We start from the raw sequence: 15928 nt of genomic DNA, 5'->3' as shown, positions 1-15928 counted from the left end.
AATCCGTTGATGCATGAGATGTCGCGCGCGGGGGCTCATTCGACCGTATAGGCGAATTCGCCGGCCTCGTCCGCGCGCACCGTAATGCGCGCGATGGCCGCGCCGTCGGCGATCCGGCCGAGCACGTGGCCCGCGATCTCCGGCAGCAGCGTACCGTTCAGGATATGGTCGACGTTGCGGGCGCCCGAATCGACTTCGGTGCAGCGCGCGAGCACCGCCTCGACGAGCGATTCGTCCCACTCGAACGCGGCCTTGTGGTTCGTCTCGATCCGGCGGCGGATCCGCTCGAGCTTCAGCTCGATGATCTCGGCGAGCACGTCGTCGGAGATCGGATAGTACGGCACGACCTTCATCCGGCCGAGGAACGCGGGCTTGAACGTCTTGTACAGCTGCGGGCGCAGCGTCTCGGCGAGCGCGTCCGGGTCGGGCAGCTCTTCGGCGGGCTTGTTCAGGCACGCCGCCATCACCGCGGTCGAACCGACGTTCGACGTCAGGATGATCAGCGTGTTGCGGAAGTCGATCTCGCGCCCTTCCGCATCGTCCATCGCGCCCTTGTCGAACACCTGGAAGAACATCTCGAGCACGTCGGGGTGCGCCTTCTCGACTTCGTCGAGCAGCACGACCGAATACGGGTTGCGGCGCACGGCCTCGGTCAGCACGCCGCCTTCGCCGTAACCGACGTAGCCCGGCGGCGAGCCCTTCAGGCCCGACACGCTGTGCGCTTCCTGGTACTCGCTCATGTTGATCGTGACCATCTTGCGCTCGCCGCCGTACAGGATGTCGGCCAGCGCGAGCGCCGTCTCGGTCTTGCCGACGCCCGACGGCCCGACGAACATGAACACGCCGCGCGGCTTGTTCGGATCCTCGAGGTTCGCGGTCGCGGTGCGCACGCGCTGCGCGATCGCGTCGAGCGCGTGGTCCTGGCCGATCACGCGCGCGCCGAGCAGCGGCTGCAGGTTCAGCACGGTGTCGATCTCGTCCTTCACCATCCGGCCGAGCGGAATGCCCGTCCACGCGGCGACGATCTCGGCGACGACGTGGCCGTCCACCTGCAGCGGCACCATCGGCTCGCCGCCCTGCAGCGCATGCAGCGCCGCGACGCGCTCGGCGAGCTTGTCGCGGGTCGCCTGCACGTCGACCGGCTGGCCGTCCTCGGACGGGCCGCGCGCCTTGTCGAGCGCTTCGCGCAGTTCGGTGATTTCGGCGACGATCGCGCGCTCGTCTTCGTAGCGCGCCTCGTCCTTCGCCAGTTGTTCGAGCGCCGTCCCGCGCGTGCCGCGCAGCTCGCCGAGCCGTTCGTCGTGCGACGCGCCGCCGGCCGCCTCGCGCTCCAGCGACGCGATTTCCGCGTCGATCCGCTCGATGCGCTTCTTCGTGTCGTCGATCGCCGCCGGCGTCGCGCTGTGCGCGAGCGCAACCTTCGCGCAGGCGGTGTCGAGCACGCTGATCGCCTTGTCGGGCAGCTGACGGCCGCTGATGTAGCGGTGCGACAGGCGCACGGCCTCGGTGATCGCATCGTCGAGAATCCGCACGTTGAAGTGCTTCTCCATCAGGCCGGACATCCCGCGCAGCATCGCGGCCGCGAGCGGCTCGCTCGGCTCCTCGACCTTCACGACCTGGAAGCGCCGCGCGAGCGCCGCGTCCTTCTCGAAGTACTTCTTGTATTCGCTCCACGTGGTCGCGGCGATCGTGCGCAGCTCGCCGCGCGCGAGCGCCGGCTTCAGCAGGTTCGCCGCATCGTTCTGGCCGGCCTGGCCGCCCGCGCCGATGATCGTGTGCGCTTCGTCGATGAACAGGATGATCGGGTGCGCGCTCTTCTTCACTTCGTCGATCACGCTCTTCAGGCGGTTCTCGAACTCGCCCTTCACGCTCGCGCCGGCCTGCAGCAGCCCCATGTCGAGCACGTGCAGCGCGACACCGCGCAGCGGCGGCGGCACGTCGTCGGCCGCGATGCGCAGCGCGAGCCCTTCGACGACCGCCGTTTTGCCGACGCCGGCCTCGCCGGTCATGATCGGGTTGTTCTGGCGGCGGCGCATCAGGATGTCGATCGCCTGGCGAATCTCGGCTTCGCGCCCGATCACCGGATCGATCTTGCCGTCGCGCGCGCGCTGCGTGAGGTTGGTCGTGTACGTGTCGAGCGCGGGCGTCTTCGACGGGCCGGCCGCAGGTGCCGCGCCGTCGCCGGCCGGCGCCGCGCCACCATCGTCCACATCGGCCTGGCGCGGCTCGGCCTCGTTCGACCCGGACACGATTTCGTCGAACTTGTGCTTCAGGTCCGTCACGTTCACTTCCGCGAACTGCGACGACATCCGCTGCGCGAACTGCGCGAGATCCGGCGCGGTCAGCAGCGCGAGCAGCAGGTGGCCCGAGCGGATGCGGCCGAGCTGCGAATCGAGCGACGCGATCAGCCATGCCTGCTCGAACAGCGCGATCAGGTGCACGGAAAACACCGGCGTGCGCGTGTTGCCGGTCTTCAGGTGCGTCAGCTCGCGCTCCAGATCGGCGCGCAGCGCATGCGGATCGACGCGGCTCGCGCGCAGCGCGAGCGGCAGGTCGCCCGCCGGCTCTTCGAGCAGCGCGAGGAACAGGTGCTCCAGATCGACCTCGTAATGCCCGCGCGCCAGGCACGCGCTCGCCGCGCGCTCGGCCGCATGCCGGCACAGCGGATTCAGTTTCGTGATCAGGGTCTTCAGAGGCGTGCTCATGGCGTCGATCTCAGGTTCGATTGCGTGTTTGTTGTCGTTTGGAATCAGTGAATCACGTGCAGTTCGTAGCGTGCGTCGGAACGGTCGACGATCGCGTCGCGCGTGCAGAGGAACGCGTCCCAGCCGAGCCGCGAGCCCGCGCCGAGCACGCTCGCGCCCACCTCGGTGCGCTTCAGCACGAGCTTCACCTCGTATTCGAGCGTGACGCCGGCAAGCAGCGTCAGCATCCGTTCGAGCGCGACGGCCTGCGCGCCGCCGGGCAGGAACGCCTCGTAGTCGCGCTTGGACAGCGGGCCGACGACGATCCGCGCGCGCATGTCGCGTTGCCACACGCGCTCGCCGACCAGCGCGGTTGCGCCGAGCACCGCGTTGACCTCGCCGAGCACGCTCAGCTGGTCGGGCGGCACGTCGTACCACTTGCCGACGAACTGATCGATCTTCACCGGCACGCGGAAATAGTCGGACAGCGTGCGCTGCAGGTACGCGGCCGACATCGGCCGGTGCCGCGCGGCCAGCGCGTAGCCGGCGACGGCCTCGTCGAGCACGCCGCCCGCGCCGGCCGCGAGGCTGTCGCGCACCTCGTCGCTCGGCACCCCCGCGATTGCGAGCAACAGCGGCAGGTAGCGCTCGTCACGGTCGAGCTCGTAATGGAACGGCAGCCGGTATTTCTTCCACGCCGCATAGAACAGCGCGGTCGCGCGGTTCGAGAACACGTCGAAGAACGCGCGCGCCGCGTGATCGCGCCGCAGGTGCTCGCGCGCGACGATCTGCTCGGTGTAATGCAGCGGCAGCGCGCCCTGCCCGCCGAGCAGCCCGAAGAACGCGGGCGTCAGCTCGACGTGGCCGAGTTCGCCGGCCGCGAGCGCGGCGCCGCGCTGCTCGCCCGAGTCGAGCAGCGTGCCGTCGTCGTCGAACGAGCGCACGCCTTCGATCTCGCTCGGCGGAAAACCGAGCGACAGCGTGTTGCGGAATTCGATGCGCTGCGCGACGACGTCGCCCTGCCGCCATGCGCCGGGCGCGTCCGACGCCTGTCGCGCGAACAGCCCTTCGAGCACGCGCACCGCCTGGAAAAACTCGAAGCGGTGCGGCTCGTCGAGCAGCGCGTCGACTACGCCAGGATCGATTCGCCGGTCCGGGGCTTGCATCGGATGATCTCCTCGCCGGTGCGCTTCGACACGACGACTAGTTGAACGAAACTGTTGAGGTGGACATACAGGCCGAAGAAGCTGTCGAGCACGCGCACGAACGACGCAAGGCTCGCGCCGACGAAATGCTCCTCGTCGATCGTCAGCCGGATCTCGACGCCGCGCACGAAGGTCGCGAACGGCTTGCCGGGCAGCCACTGCACGGCGCCGCGCTGCTCGACGCCGACCAGGCCGTCGATCTGGCGCATCGACACGGCGGTGCGCCGCAGGTCGTACAGCGTCAGCATTTCCTTCAGCGGCGCGAGGCCGTGCGCGACCAGCGATACATGATTGAGCGCGAGATGCGACACGAGGCGCCAGTGCGCGGCGCGGCCGCGCTCGAAGCGCACGCTCTGCGTCGGCCGGCGCAGCAGCGCGATGCCGCTCGTCTGCGCGCCGCCTTCCTGGAACAGGTCGCCGCCTTCGAGGCCGAACGCGAGCATCGCCGGCAGGTCGCGGTTCGTGCAGGTGAGGTCGAGGCTCAGCGTGTCGGTCTGCGGCGAGGTCGGCTCGAAATCGATGTCGACGATCGAAATCTCGGTTTCGTAGCCGGGGCTCTTCTGCGCGACCCAGTCGTTGCGGCGCGCGAACCAGTAATGGCCGATCCGCGCCGCTTCGCCGTGATGCAGCGAATAGAACGGCCGGAACTCGATCACCGACTCTTCGTGCGCCTGCTGCCTGACGAGCTTCACCGAGTCGATCGAGTACACCTCGTACGCGAACGCGCGCCGCGCCTCCGCGATCACCGGGTAGGACACCGCGCGGTGCGTGATGCGGATCGGCTCGCCGTGCTGGCGGAACAGGTTGACGATCGGCGTGCAGAACAGCCGGAAATGGCTCGCCGTCAGCAGTTCGAGCAGCCGCGCGACGTGCGAATCGCTGCGCACGTCCTGCAGCACGAGGTGCAGCGTCGCGCGCTGGCAGCGGCCCGACGCGCGCGCAATCGCCGCGAGGTCGAAATCGACGAAATCGAACTTGTCGGGGAACGCGAAGTATTCGGTGAGCAGGCGATACGCGGGATGCGATTTCGCCGGGTAGTCGATCAGCGCGTCGTCCTCGGCGAAGCCGGCCTGCGCGATCGGCAGCTTGCGCAGCGGCGTCCAGCGGCCGTTGCGTTCGGGCTCGACGTACGCGCCGAGCACGTTGACGAACAGGCAGTCGGTCAGCGCGGCGACGAACGACTGCTCGCCGTGCAGGTGCGCGCGCAACGTCGACAGCTTCAGCGCGCCGAGATCGAGCTGCGCGGCGAGCGATTCGAACGTGATCGAGATCACGCCCGTCGCGTTGGACGGCAGCACCGTCGCGCTCGGCGCGAGCGCGACCGGCGTGTAGCGCGCTTCCGAGATGCGGATCGGCGCGAGCGTCACGTCGTAGGCGGTGCGGAAGCGGCACTGCACGCCGCGGATCGGACGGCTCTTCAGCTCGGTGCCGCGATCGATCACGACCGGTTCGGTCTGCTGGCCGGGCGATGCAGGCGTGAACTGCGCGATCGAGCACGACGGGAACGGCCGCAGGTAGTGCGGATACAGCACTTCCAGCAGCGCTTCGGTGAATTCGGGGTAATCGTCGTCGAGCTTCTTGTTGATGCGCGCGCCGAGCAGCGCGAACGACTCGATCATCCGCTCGACGTGCGGATCCTCGCAATGCTCGCCGGACAACGCGAGCCGTGCCGCGATCTTCGGATAGCGTTCGGCGAAATCTCGCGAATAGCGCCGCAAAAACGATAATTCGCGCTCGTAATACGGCAGCAATTCTTCCATCGACGACCCCGAACCTCAATATTTCCTGCCGGACCCTGAACCATCACCGGGCGGTCCGGCCCGCTCGGCGGCTTGATTTACTGCATTCTTGCGGCGCGTGCGCGCGTGACCGAATACTGCAGCGTCGACGGTTGCAGCATCGCGTCGAAACTGACCGGCTCCTCGGCCGGATGCACGACGAGCAGCGCCTGGATCGCGAAATAGAGCGCGTTGGTGGCCTGCTCGTTCAGCTCGAACGTCACCTGCACCTGCTGCAGGCGCGGCTCGTGGCGCGCGATGGCCTGCTGGATCGACTTGCAGATGAACGCGCGGTCGTAGTGGCTCGCGAGGCTCAGCCCCGCGAAATCGTTCAGCCCGTAGGTCAGCACCGATTTCTGGCATTCCGGCAGCGCGGCCAGCTCGTTTTCGGTGTGCGCGATACGCGTGTTGAGAATCGCCTCGACGTCGCGGGCGACCGTGTTCTTGAGCTCGTCCAGCGACAATTGCCGCATCGCGGCCGAGGCCGGCAGGTGCGGTTCGTCGTCGAACAGCTTGTCGAGAAAACTGGGTTCGAATCGCTTCATTGGCCGGTATTTGCAACGAAAACGGCAACGGGACGCCGCGCGCCCCGTTGCCGCAACCGACCTTAGACCGCGTAGGTCTTGTCGTTCTTCGTCAGACTCCAGGCGCCTTGCGTGTTGCCGCCCTGGTTGCCGCCGATCTTCTGCTGGGTTTGCTTCCACTGCACGGCTGCGTACTTCAGCGAGAACGTTTCGAGGGGCAGACCTTCCTCGCGAACGCTCGGCGCGATGCTCGAGATGATCACGTACTTGAGCTTGACTTCCAGATACTGCACGCGCTTGCCTTCACCGTCTGCGCGCGAGAAATGGACCGTCACCTCGTCGAACGTGGTGCCGCCCGAAGCGTGCTGGTACAGCAGCGGGCTCGACGAATCGATTTCCTTCGTGAAAATCATGTCGCCGTGCTCGCAACGCGTCATCGTGTGACCGCCTGCGGTCGATGCGGTTGCCGAACGCGGCTGAACGATCGAGTGATCCCACGATTTCAGTTCGATCCAGCCCTGATGGTCCTTGTCCGCGGATTCGCCCTTCACCGCCGGACTACCAAACTGCAAGTGCATATGTAACATGGCCCTTCGACTCCCCAAAGAGGTGGTTTTAACGTCCTACCCAGGCGGCCCGCCCGGGCGATTTTTACTCGCTTATGAATTTGCCGGTTTGGGCAGATCAGCGACAAGTCGCAGAGAAATCGAGAGTTCGTCGAGCTGAAAGTGCGGGCGCAGGAACGCGACCGAACGATACGAGCCCGGCTTGCCCGGAATCTCCGACACTTGTATGGATGCCTCGCGCAGCGGGAATTGCGCTTTCTGTTCCTGCGAGGCGTTGTCGTCGAGCAGGACGTACTGCGAAATCCACCGGTTGAGGAAAGTCTCCACGTTCGTGGCCGATGCGAAGCTGCCGATCTTGTCCCGCATCATCGCCTTCAGGTAGTGCGCGACACGCGATACCGAGAAGATGTACTGAAGCTGGGCAGACAGGACGGCGTTCGCATTCGCGCTGTCGGTGCTGTATTTCTTCGGTTTCTGCACCGACTGCGCAGCGAAGAACGCGGCGTAATCTGAGTTCTTGCAATGGACGAGCGGGATGAAGCCGAGGTCGCTCAGTTCCTTCTCGCGGCGATCGGTGATCGCGATTTCGGTCGGGCACTTCAGCGCGACTTCGCCGTCGTCGGTCTTGAACGTGTGAGTCGGCAGATCCTCGACGAGGCCGCCGCCTTCGACGCCGCGGATCGCCGCGCACCAGCCGAAGTCGTCGAACGCTGCCGTCAGGCGCGCAGCGAACGCCCATGCGGCGTTGCACCACAGATACTTGTCGTGATCGGTGCCATCCACCTCTTCGACGAAGTTGAAGTTCTCCGCGGTCTGGCCGTCCTTCGGATTGAACGGCAGGCGACCGAGGAAGCGCGGCAGCGTCAGGCCGACGTAGCGCGAATCTTCCGCGTCGCGGAACGACTTCCACTTCGCGTATTCGACCGTATCGAACACCTTGCCGAGGTCGCGCGGCTTGCCGAGGTCGGAGAACGACTCGAGGCCGAGCAGCTCCGGCGACGCCGACGCGATGAACGGCGCGTGCGCCGCCGCCGCGACGTGCGACATCTGCTCGATGAAGTACATGTCTTCCGGCTGGCGCGAGATCTCGTAATCGCCGATCAACGCACCGAACGGCGAGCCGCCGAACGTGCCGAATTCTTCTTCGTAGACTTTCTTGAACAGCGCGCTCTGGTCGAACTCGCTCGCACCCTTGAAATCGCGCACGAGGTCGCGCTTCGGTGCGTGCAGCGCCTTGATCTTGATCGTCTGGCCCGTATTGCTTTCCTTGACCAGATAATCCATCCCGCGCCACGTGCTTTCGAGGCGCTGGAATTCCGGCGCGTGCATCACCGCGGAAAGCTGCGTGGAAATCAGGCGGTCGAGTTCCGCGACGCGCGCGTCGATCGTGGCCGACAGGTTGTCCGACACGATCACCGTGCCGTCGAGCACCTGGTGCACGAGTTCGCCGATCAGGTCCTTGGCGCGCGCATGCTCGGAATCGGATTTCGCGACCTTGCTCTTCTCGACGATGTCGTCGAGCAACGAAGTCCCGGCGGCGTATTCCGCGCCGCTCGCTTGGGCCGCAGCCGTTTGCTGGTTCATCTCAACACTCCGTCGTCATTCGCCGTCTTTGTCGCCGCCGGTGCCCTTTGCGAGCTCCTGCAGCTGCTGCGTGTTCTTCAGCACCTCGGACAGCAGATCCTCGAGCTTGTCGTTGCCGGCGAGCTTGTTGCGCAGGTCGGCGAGCTTCGAGCGCGCCTCGAGCAGGCGGCGCAGCGGCTCGACCTGTTCGACGACTTCGTCCGGGCTGAAATCCGACAGCGAGCGGAACTTCAGGTCGACCGCGAACTTGCCGCCGCCTTCGCTCAGGCGGTTTTCCACCTGGAACGCGGCACGCGGCTCGATCGCCTTCATCACGTCGTCGAAATTGTCGCGGTCGATATTGACGAACTTGCGGTCGCGCAGCTTCGGCTGCTCGATTTCGGACTGGCCTGCCAGATCGCCGACGACCCCGACGACGAACGGCAATTCCTTCACCTCGATCGCATCGCCCTTCTCGACCTCGTAGGTCAGCTGGACGCGCGGCGGCCGTATTTTCTGCAAGCTTTTCTGAATGCTTTCTTTCTTGGCCATCTCGACGGCTCCCAGGTTAGTTGTGGTTATCGCGTCAGTTGCGCTCAGTTGCGCAGTGCGCCGAACGGGTCAGCGCTGCCCTTTTGCGGCGGGGTGGTCGGCGTCGTCGCGGTGGCGGTAGCGGCGGCCGCCTCGGTTGCCGGCGCGGCCCCGCCGCCCTTCGGACGGTGGACGACCCGGCGCGGCGGGCGCGGCTTCACGGCCCGCTGCTCCGGCGGGAACAGCGCCGATTCGCCCAGCGTGTCGCGCAGCTGCTTCGCGAGCGCCTGCGCATCGGACTTCGCGTCGCCCGCGAGCGACGAATCCTGGCGCAGCTCGCCGAGCGACTGCGTCGCGATCCGCAGGCCGGCGACGGCCAGCACGCTCTTCGCCTGACGATCGGTCGCGTCGCGCTGCAGTGCTTCCTGCGCGGCGACGATCGCCTGGCCGTAATGGTTCTGTGCGAACTGGATTTGCGCGATGCGCGACCACGGTTCCTCGCGCGTCGGGTCCGACTTCGCGAGCTGTTGATACAGGCCGAGCGCCTTGTCCTGGTCCCCCGCCTTCGCAACGGCGTCCGCATCGGCCAGCGACTTGTTGAACACTTCCGCAGTCGGCGGCGCGGGAGGCTGGCTTGCACAACCGGCGATCACGCCGCAAGCCACCACTACCCCAGACAGTTTTGCGAAGAGACGGTCTTTCATCGTTATATCCACCGGCGCGTGAGTTTTAAATCGTTGAGAATCTGGTTCTTTTGCTTTGCAAGAAGCGCGCGGGTATAGTACCGATCAATTTTTCATAATTCAATCGTCGTGTGAAGAGTAATTCCTTTTAAAACCGGGCGCTACCCCCTCGAATGGCCTCTCGCTGCTGGCTCGCAGCGGTTTTTCTTTCGGCCGGAATGCGCAAGTTTTACTGGTTTCGCGACGCACCGCCCGGACGGCGGAAAAAATTTCCGGACGCTTGCCACGACGCGGGCGTGCTTAATAGTTGAACGGTGCAATGCCGGGGATACGCAGCGAACGCGGAAATACCCGGCAGTTATGACAGGGATAAAGGCGGCACGCCGGAAACAACGATGAGATCGTCCATGATTCGCTACGCGCTGCCGCTCATTGCCTGCGCCCTTCTGGCCGGATGCGCGGCCGCCCCGCTGCTCGGTTCGGCCGCGAGCGCCGTGATGTCGGCAGCCGGCATCGGCAAGCCCGAGTTGCCCGACGCGCAGAAACCGCCGCGCAACCTCGGCATCACGCTGGCCGCCGCGCCGAACCTGAATGCCGCGACCGACAACAAACCGCTCGCGCTCGTCGTGCGGCTCTATGCGCTGAAAGACCCGACGTCGTTCCAGCAGGCGCCGTTCGACGCATTTACCGATCCGACCAAGGAAAAGGCCGCGCTCGGCGCCGACCTGCTGAATGTGCGCGAAATCACGCTGATTCCGGGCCAGCGCTATACGGCGACCGAGAAGGTTTCGCGCGAAGCGCAGGCATTCGGCATCGTCGCGCTGTTCCGCGATCCCGCACTACAACGATGGAAACTGACGTTCGATCCGGTGAAGTCGGAGAAATCCGGCATAATCATCGGCCTGCATAATTGCGCGATGACGGTCACCGATGGCACCGTCATCGCACCGCAACAGGGTGCGCCTTCACAACCGCTGAATATGCTTTCTTCGGTCTCCTGCGGTTAAACGTGACGCACGAATGTCAATTAACAAGAGTTAAGGAAACGCTGATTTATTCGGCTCGGCGGTCATCGCAGACGTAGCCGAGGACGTTTAGAAGACAGCTCACGGAACGGACCCACGACGATGAAGAGGCAGATCGGCTTCGCGGAAGCGGAAATTGCAGGCAAGAAGCGAGTGACGAGGCGCCAACGCTTCCTGGAAGAGATGGAGAAGGTCGTTCCGTGGCAGCGCTTGCTGTCGGCCATCGAACCGCACTATCCGAAGGGCACGCGAGGTCGCCCGCCGATTGGCCTTGAGCGGATGCTGCGAATCTACTTCGTGCAACAGTGGTACGGACTGTCGGACGAAGGACTGGAAGACGCGCTGTATGACAGCATCACGCTGCGAGCCTTCGCCGGCATCGATCTGGCGATCGAGAACGTGCCTGATGCAACCACGCTGTTGAAGTTCCGGCGCCTGCTGATCGAACACGAACTGACACGGAAGTTGTTCGACGAGATTGGCATCTCGCTGTGCGAGCGTGGGCTGATGATGAAGGAAGGCACGCTGGTTGACGCGACGATCATTGAAGCGCCGCCGTCGACCAAGAATGCCGGGAAGAGCCGTGACCCGGAAATGCATCAAACGAAGAAGGGCAACGAATGGCACTTTGGCATGAAAGCCCACATTGGCGTCGACGCCGACTCGGGCCTGATTCACAGTGTGGTTGGCACGGCGGCCAACGTGTCGGATGTATCGCAAGCTCATGCCCTGCTGCACGGGCATGAAGAGCAGGTGTTCGCCGACGCGGGCTACATTGGCGTCGACAAGCGCGAGGAAATGGCGGGCAAGGCCGTGAAGTGGCACGTCGCTGCCAGGCGGGGAAAGATCAAGGCGATGCAAGAAGGAGCGCTGAAGGACCTGGTGATCGCGCTCGAGCGAACCAAGGCGCAGATCCGTTCGCGGGTTGAGCATCCGTTTCATATCGTCAAGAATCTGTTTCAGCATCGCAAGACCCGATACAAGGGCTTGGCCAAGAACACCGCGCAACTGTTCAGCCTGTTCGCTCTGGCGAATCTGGTGATTGCGCGAAATCTGTTGCGATCGGTCCATGGGAGCAGTCCGTCATGCGTATGAAAAATGCGAGCAGGGGAGGCTCGCTTACGCGCCAAATTCACTGAATTGAGCGCCGATTCGCTTCGTCATCCAGAAAATTTGAAGCCATCTCGCCTGCAACTTCGGAAGTTGGTCCATTGATCAGCGTTTCCTTAACAATTGGCGATTTAATTCGGGCACGAACAAATCGATTACATCGCAACGCGACATTAACCGGATTTGACATGAGTTATTCGGCCAAGGTGCTGTGGGGGAAGGGCTGTTCCTCCGGCCTCAACACTTTCAGCGACAGGATGCGTACCACGAGGCGCGCCTGTTCGAATCCATCCAGGCGATCCAGCCGTACAACTGGGGCGTGCGCTCGGTGCGCATCGACCGCGACGCGCTCGGCAGCAACGTGCTGCGGGTGGCGGAACTCGCGCTCGTGTTCCCGGACGGCGCGCTGTACGCCGCGCCGCAGGCCGACGACCTGCCGCCGCCGATCGCGCTGGACACGCTGCCCGACGGCATCAACGAATTCGTGTTCTACCTCGCGCTGCACCCGCTGCGCGAGAACGGCACCAACTACAGCGACGATCCGGCCGCCGGCTTCATGACGCGTTTCGTCAGCGAGCAGACGAGCGTCGCCGACAACTTCACCGACGCGGCCGAAGCCGACATCACGTTCCTCAAAACGCAGGTCAAGCTGATCGCGCACAGCGAGCCGCGCGACCAGCTGCTGTCGGTGCCGCTCGTGCGCGTGCGTCGCACCGCGACGTCCGGCTTCGAGATCGACGACAGCTTCGTACCGCCGTGCCTCGCGATCGAGGCCTCGCCGATCCTGCACCAGCGGCTGCGCCAGCTGGTCGATGCGCTGCAGGCGAAGGTGAACGCGCTGTACGGCTTCCACCGCGAGCCGTCGAAGAACATCATCGAATTCCGTTCGGGCGACATCGCGTCGTTCTGGCTGCTGCACACCGCGAACGCCGCGTTCGCCACGCTCGCGCACCTGCACCAGCACGCGTCGCTGCATCCCGAGCGGTTGTTCCAGGAACTGCTGCGCCTCGCGGGCCAGCTGATGACGTTCTCGAAGGGCTACACGCTCGCCGACCTGCCCGTGTACCGCCACGACGATCCGGGCCCGAGCTTCGCGCGCCTCGACCTGATGCTGCGCGAGTTGCTCGATACCGTGATCTCGACGCGCTACTTCGCGATCACGCTCGACGAAGTGCGTCCGTCGTTCCACCTCGGCCGCCTCGATTCGGGCAAGATCGACGACAAGACCGAGTTCTACCTGGCGGTGTCCGCGGACATGCCGAGCGTCGAGCTCGTCGATGCGGTGCCGGCCCGCTTCAAGGTCGGCGCGCCCGACGACGTCGACAAGCTGGTGCTGTCGGCCATGCCCGGCGTACGGCTTTCGTACACGCCGCAGGTGCCGCCCGCGATTCCGGTGCGGCCCGGCGCGTGCTACTTCTCGCTCGATTCGCGCGGCGCGCTGTACGAGCGCATGCTGCAGGCCCAGTCCGCGATGATCTACGCGCCGACTGGCATCAATGACCTGAAATTCGAACTGATCGCGGTCACATCATGAGCTACGCGCCTTCCCTGTTCGGCGACAACGCGCCGGCCCCCATGCATACGCCGTCGTCGACGGACTCCGCATTCCAGGCCCGTTCGCTGCTCGACCTGCTGTACGACGGCTTCTTCATGCTGTTCCTGCTCAAGAACGGCCGCGAGCCGGACAGCGCGAGCGAGTTCAGCACGCGAATCCAGGAATTCCTGTCGGATTTCGAGCGCGGCGCGAAGAAGCTGAATATCGCCGCCGAGGACGTGTACGGCGCGAAGTTCGCGTACTGCGCGGCCGTCGACGAGATGGTGCTGTCGTCGCAGTTCAAGATCCGCGCGGACTGGGAGCGCCGGCCGCTGCAGCTCGTGCTGTTCGGCGAACAGCTCGCGGGCGAGAAGTTCTTCCAGTATCTCGAGGATTGCCGCGCGCAGGGCGCGGCGCGGCTGCAGTCGCTCGAGGTGTTTCACATGTGCCTGCTGCTCGGGTTCCAGGGGAAATATCTGCTCGAGGGGCCGGAGAAGCTCGCTTACCTGACGGCGCGGCTCGGGGATGAGATCGCGCATATGAAGGGCAAGCGCGCGCCGTTCGCGCCGCACTGGCCGTTGCCGGATCAGATTGCGCACCGGTTGAAGCGCGAGGTGCCGGTGTGGGCGATTGGGGCCGTGTTCGCGCTGGTTGCGCTGCTCGGGTACGTCGGGCTCAACACGTATCTGAAGGACAAGACGCTGCAGGCGCTCGCGCCTTATTCGCAGGTCATCAAGGTCGGGCCGGAGTCGGCTAATTTGACGATTTCGTTGCCTTGAGCGGTGCCGGTTGTCGGGGCAACGCTTCATGAAAAAAGGACCGCTGAGCGGTCCTTTTTTGTTGCTGCGCGCGGTGGGGCATCAAGGGCTTACCCGCGAGGCGTCGTCGGCCGGCGAATCCATCCAGACATCTTCGTAGCCCGTGTCGTCGATGATGAAGCGCGCACCCGGCGGCAACCTCAGGTACGGTCGAACCAACGGCAAGTAAGTCGACAGATGCCCGGCGTGCAGCGGCTGGTAAAAATCGGCGGCGTCGGAAAATTCGCCGCAATGGAAAAACCAGCCGATGTTGTCACCTTCCGATAACGCGATGCGCGTGCCGTAGACAGGCATCCGCCCAAGCGTCGACATCGCGACGGCGACCATGTCTTCAGGTTCGACGACGGATAGGCCATATCGCGTGCAGATAGCTTCCTGATGCGCAAGCATTGCCGACGGATCGTCTGTCATGCTCATTCCATTTTTTCCCTGTCGTGCGGCGAGTTATCCCGATTGAGAAGCAGGTTGGCGCTCGGCGTGTGGTCGCTCCGGTCGCTCGATCGGTACTGTTCCGTTATCAGTCGATCCACCAGTCGAGCAACGTCTCGTCGTCGGGATCTTCGAAATTCCGGTAGATGTTCGCGTAGTACCACGCGAGACCGGTTCTCGCGGTGAAGCCATCGAATACCGCGCGAATTCGCTCGTCGGCGGCCTTCGACGGTACCGATAGCGCAAGCGAGCCGCCGTAGCGACCGTCGAGCGTGCCGCCGAGTTCGGTCTCCACTTCGTGTGCGAGCCGGTCGATTTCGTCGTGCGGAATGGTGTCGCCGTAGACCTGGATGCAGTAGTTGCCGCCACGCTTCAACACGGTCGCGGGACGATCGCGATCGTCGATGCGGATGATGTCGCCTTTGGCGAGATTCAGCGTGAGCCCGGGGGACGCCAGCAGTTCGTAGTCGCCTGGGGCGATCTCGCGCGCGGGGAGTTCTTCGTGAACCGGATGCCCGTCGCTGGAGGCGCCTGCGTAGACGTAGATCACTTCGAATTCGTGGTCGTGCATGTCATTCGCATCAAGTGTGAGGCGGTGTTCCGGTCTAAAGCTTGCCCGAAGTGTAATAGGCAGCGCGTTTCATCGCGATGCTCGCATGTCTTCGTGAAGCTCACGACATCGCCCTGTACACCGGCTTCGTCGTGCGTCAGCCTGGCGAATACACGTCAGTCGATCTCGATCGCACCGTAGCAAGCCAGATAAGCAACGAAAGACGGTGGAAACGCGATCAGCAACGCCGTCTCCGCGGCACGGATCGTTGCATCGGAGGCTGCCCCCCGAACAGACGATTTCCGTGCCACCTTCGCGCGCGTGTTCGATTTGGACCTCCAGATCTGTCGAGTGCATAGGTATTGATCGTTCATCGCTGGCTGTCGTCGCAATGCATCAACTGCGGTCGATCTAACCTGCAGCCGTATCGTCGAAATACCACATCAGGAACGCCGAGAACGTCGCCCAGCGCGCATCGATTTCGCCGGCCATGAATCGGACATGCGTGCCCAAATCGTAGTCGTGAACCGCGCCGGACAGCGCATCGTACAGGTACATTCCCTCGCCTTCGTCCGACGTCAGCGGCAACAGGTGGTCCGGAAATTCATAGCGATCCCGCACGTAGTCGAGCGACGCGACGATACCCGAGTAATCGAGCAGATCCCACAACTCTGCAACTGGGCGACGGCTGATGAAAGGCCCTTGGTATGTGAGATAGAAGACTGCGAATTCGGTGTCGCGCAAGATACCGAGATGGTCGAGTGCGTCGAGCACCGCTTTTGGGTCGTCGCGCTCCACATTACCGGTCTGTTTCAACAAATGGGCATGCACATCATCGGGAAGCGTCATCGTGTTCTCGCCCAAAGTTCACTCGTTGCCGATTCTGTTTGATAGCCCGATGTCAGACGAATCATGGCAATGCATCGGC

At 64.3% G+C, this 15928-nt stretch carries 14 protein-coding genes and 1 pseudogene; 4 read left to right on the top strand and 11 right to left on the bottom strand.

The genetic code is table 11. The features are described 5' to 3' along the window. Positions 1–35: 35 nt before the first annotated feature. The 8 genes from tssH to BBJ41_RS12115 form a co-directional block, all read right to left on the bottom strand. Positions 36–2705, bottom strand: a complete 2670-nt coding sequence (gene tssH / locus BBJ41_RS12150) for a type VI secretion system ATPase TssH (RefSeq protein WP_069746600.1) — start codon at positions 2703–2705, stop codon at positions 36–38. Positions 2706–2749: 44 nt separating this feature from the next. After that, positions 2750–3850 carry a type VI secretion system baseplate subunit TssG gene (tssG, locus tag BBJ41_RS12145; RefSeq protein WP_069746599.1) on the bottom strand — a complete coding sequence of 367 codons (1101 nt, stop codon included), beginning with the start codon at positions 3848–3850 and terminating at the stop codon, positions 2750–2752. After that, on the bottom strand, positions 3814–5649 hold the full coding sequence (gene tssF / locus BBJ41_RS12140; RefSeq protein WP_069746598.1) for a type VI secretion system baseplate subunit TssF: 1836 nt from the start codon (positions 5647–5649) through the stop codon (positions 3814–3816). The genes tssG and tssF overlap by 37 nt, the downstream gene beginning before the upstream one ends. A 77-nt stretch (positions 5650–5726) precedes the next feature. Then, positions 5727–6212, bottom strand: coding sequence for a type VI secretion system baseplate subunit TssE (tssE, locus tag BBJ41_RS12135; RefSeq protein WP_006477092.1), 486 nt, complete (start codon positions 6210–6212; stop codon positions 5727–5729). Between the two features lie 62 nt (positions 6213–6274). Next, the gene (locus tag BBJ41_RS12130) at positions 6275–6778 is read right to left on the bottom strand and encodes an Hcp family type VI secretion system effector (RefSeq protein WP_006477093.1); all 504 of its coding nucleotides are present in this window, start codon (positions 6776–6778) and stop codon (positions 6275–6277) included. Positions 6779–6850: 72 nt separating this feature from the next. Next, positions 6851–8341 (bottom strand): type VI secretion system contractile sheath large subunit, encoded by a 1491-nt coding sequence (gene tssC, locus BBJ41_RS12125; RefSeq protein WP_069746597.1) that lies wholly within the window; start codon positions 8339–8341, stop codon positions 6851–6853. A gap of 15 nt (positions 8342–8356) precedes the next feature. Further along, entirely contained in the window at positions 8357–8872 is a 516-nt protein-coding gene (tssB, locus tag BBJ41_RS12120) for a type VI secretion system contractile sheath small subunit (RefSeq protein ID WP_027788514.1), read from the bottom strand. A 44-nt stretch (positions 8873–8916) separates the two neighbouring features. Next, on the bottom strand, positions 8917–9555 hold the full coding sequence (locus BBJ41_RS12115) for a tetratricopeptide repeat protein (protein WP_069746596.1): 639 nt from the start codon (positions 9553–9555) through the stop codon (positions 8917–8919). Positions 9556–9929: 374 nt separating this feature from the next. On the opposite strand from BBJ41_RS12115, the gene tssJ reads away from it, so the two are divergent. The 4 genes and pseudogenes from tssJ to icmH all read left to right on the top strand — a co-directional run bounded on the left by tssJ (position 9930) and on the right by icmH (position 13982). Continuing rightward, positions 9930–10541 carry a type VI secretion system lipoprotein TssJ gene (tssJ, locus tag BBJ41_RS12110; protein ID WP_069746595.1) on the top strand — a complete coding sequence of 204 codons (612 nt, stop codon included), beginning with the start codon at positions 9930–9932 and terminating at the stop codon, positions 10539–10541. Positions 10542–10661: 120 nt separating this feature from the next. Further along, complete coding sequence (locus BBJ41_RS12105; RefSeq protein WP_006412423.1) at positions 10662–11654, top strand: IS5-like element ISBmu2 family transposase; 993 nt, start codon at positions 10662–10664, stop codon at positions 11652–11654. A gap of 203 nt (positions 11655–11857) precedes the next feature. Then, positions 11858–13203, top strand: a pseudogene (gene tssK, locus BBJ41_RS12100) (type VI secretion system baseplate subunit TssK). Next, positions 13200–13982: a type IVB secretion system protein IcmH/DotU gene (gene icmH / locus BBJ41_RS12095; protein WP_069746594.1), complete on the top strand. Its 783-nt coding sequence runs from the start codon at positions 13200–13202 to the stop codon at positions 13980–13982. Before tssK ends, icmH begins: the two are co-directional and overlap by 4 nt. Positions 13983–14063: 81 nt before the next feature. Here the strand turns inward: icmH and BBJ41_RS12090 are convergent, their stop codons facing one another. The 3 genes from BBJ41_RS12090 to BBJ41_RS40360 all read right to left on the bottom strand — a co-directional run bounded on the left by BBJ41_RS12090 (position 14064) and on the right by BBJ41_RS40360 (position 15849). Further along, entirely contained in the window at positions 14064–14432 is a 369-nt protein-coding gene (locus BBJ41_RS12090) for an immunity protein Imm33 domain-containing protein (RefSeq protein WP_069747674.1), read from the bottom strand. A 106-nt stretch (positions 14433–14538) separates the two neighbouring features. After that, positions 14539–15021, bottom strand: coding sequence for a DUF4265 domain-containing protein (locus BBJ41_RS12085; protein ID WP_069746593.1), 483 nt, complete (start codon positions 15019–15021; stop codon positions 14539–14541). A 390-nt stretch (positions 15022–15411) separates the two neighbouring features. Then, positions 15412–15849 carry an SMI1/KNR4 family protein gene (locus BBJ41_RS40360; RefSeq protein WP_156814776.1) on the bottom strand — a complete coding sequence of 146 codons (438 nt, stop codon included), beginning with the start codon at positions 15847–15849 and terminating at the stop codon, positions 15412–15414. Positions 15850–15928: the final 79 nt, after the last annotated feature.

Origin of the sequence: Burkholderia stabilis, from assembly GCF_001742165.1 — a bacterium.
GTDB lineage: Bacteria > Pseudomonadota > Gammaproteobacteria > Burkholderiales > Burkholderiaceae > Burkholderia > Burkholderia stabilis.
Note: the sequence above shows the minus strand (reverse complement) of the source record. Positions and strands in the feature narration are given on the sequence as shown.

What these genes read in the sequence shown, in the direction of transcription:
- BBJ41_RS12130 (WP_006477093.1), bottom strand. Translation starts at nt 6,778, where the DNA reads ATGTTACATATGCACTTGCAGTTTGGTAGTCCGGCGGTGAAGGGCGAA.
- icmH (WP_069746594.1), top strand. Translation starts at nt 13,200, where the DNA reads ATGAGCTACGCGCCTTCCCTGTTCGGCGACAACGCGCCGGCCCCCATG.
- tssG (WP_069746599.1), bottom strand. Translation starts at nt 3,850, where the DNA reads ATGCAAGCCCCGGACCGGCGAATCGATCCTGGCGTAGTCGACGCGCTG.
- tssJ (WP_069746595.1), top strand. Translation starts at nt 9,930, where the DNA reads ATGAGATCGTCCATGATTCGCTACGCGCTGCCGCTCATTGCCTGCGCC.
- BBJ41_RS12115 (WP_069746596.1), bottom strand. Translation starts at nt 9,555, where the DNA reads ATGAAAGACCGTCTCTTCGCAAAACTGTCTGGGGTAGTGGTGGCTTGC.
- tssB (WP_027788514.1), bottom strand. Translation starts at nt 8,872, where the DNA reads ATGGCCAAGAAAGAAAGCATTCAGAAAAGCTTGCAGAAAATACGGCCG.
- tssF (WP_069746598.1), bottom strand. Translation starts at nt 5,649, where the DNA reads ATGGAAGAATTGCTGCCGTATTACGAGCGCGAATTATCGTTTTTGCGG.
- tssE (WP_006477092.1), bottom strand. Translation starts at nt 6,212, where the DNA reads ATGAAGCGATTCGAACCCAGTTTTCTCGACAAGCTGTTCGACGACGAA.
- BBJ41_RS12090 (WP_069747674.1), bottom strand. Translation starts at nt 14,432, where the DNA reads ATGACAGACGATCCGTCGGCAATGCTTGCGCATCAGGAAGCTATCTGC.
- tssH (WP_069746600.1), bottom strand. Translation starts at nt 2,705, where the DNA reads ATGAGCACGCCTCTGAAGACCCTGATCACGAAACTGAATCCGCTGTGC.
- tssC (WP_069746597.1), bottom strand. Translation starts at nt 8,341, where the DNA reads ATGAACCAGCAAACGGCTGCGGCCCAAGCGAGCGGCGCGGAATACGCC.
- BBJ41_RS12105 (WP_006412423.1), top strand. Translation starts at nt 10,662, where the DNA reads ATGAAGAGGCAGATCGGCTTCGCGGAAGCGGAAATTGCAGGCAAGAAG.
- BBJ41_RS40360 (WP_156814776.1), bottom strand. Translation starts at nt 15,849, where the DNA reads ATGACGCTTCCCGATGATGTGCATGCCCATTTGTTGAAACAGACCGGT.
- BBJ41_RS12085 (WP_069746593.1), bottom strand. Translation starts at nt 15,021, where the DNA reads ATGCACGACCACGAATTCGAAGTGATCTACGTCTACGCAGGCGCCTCC.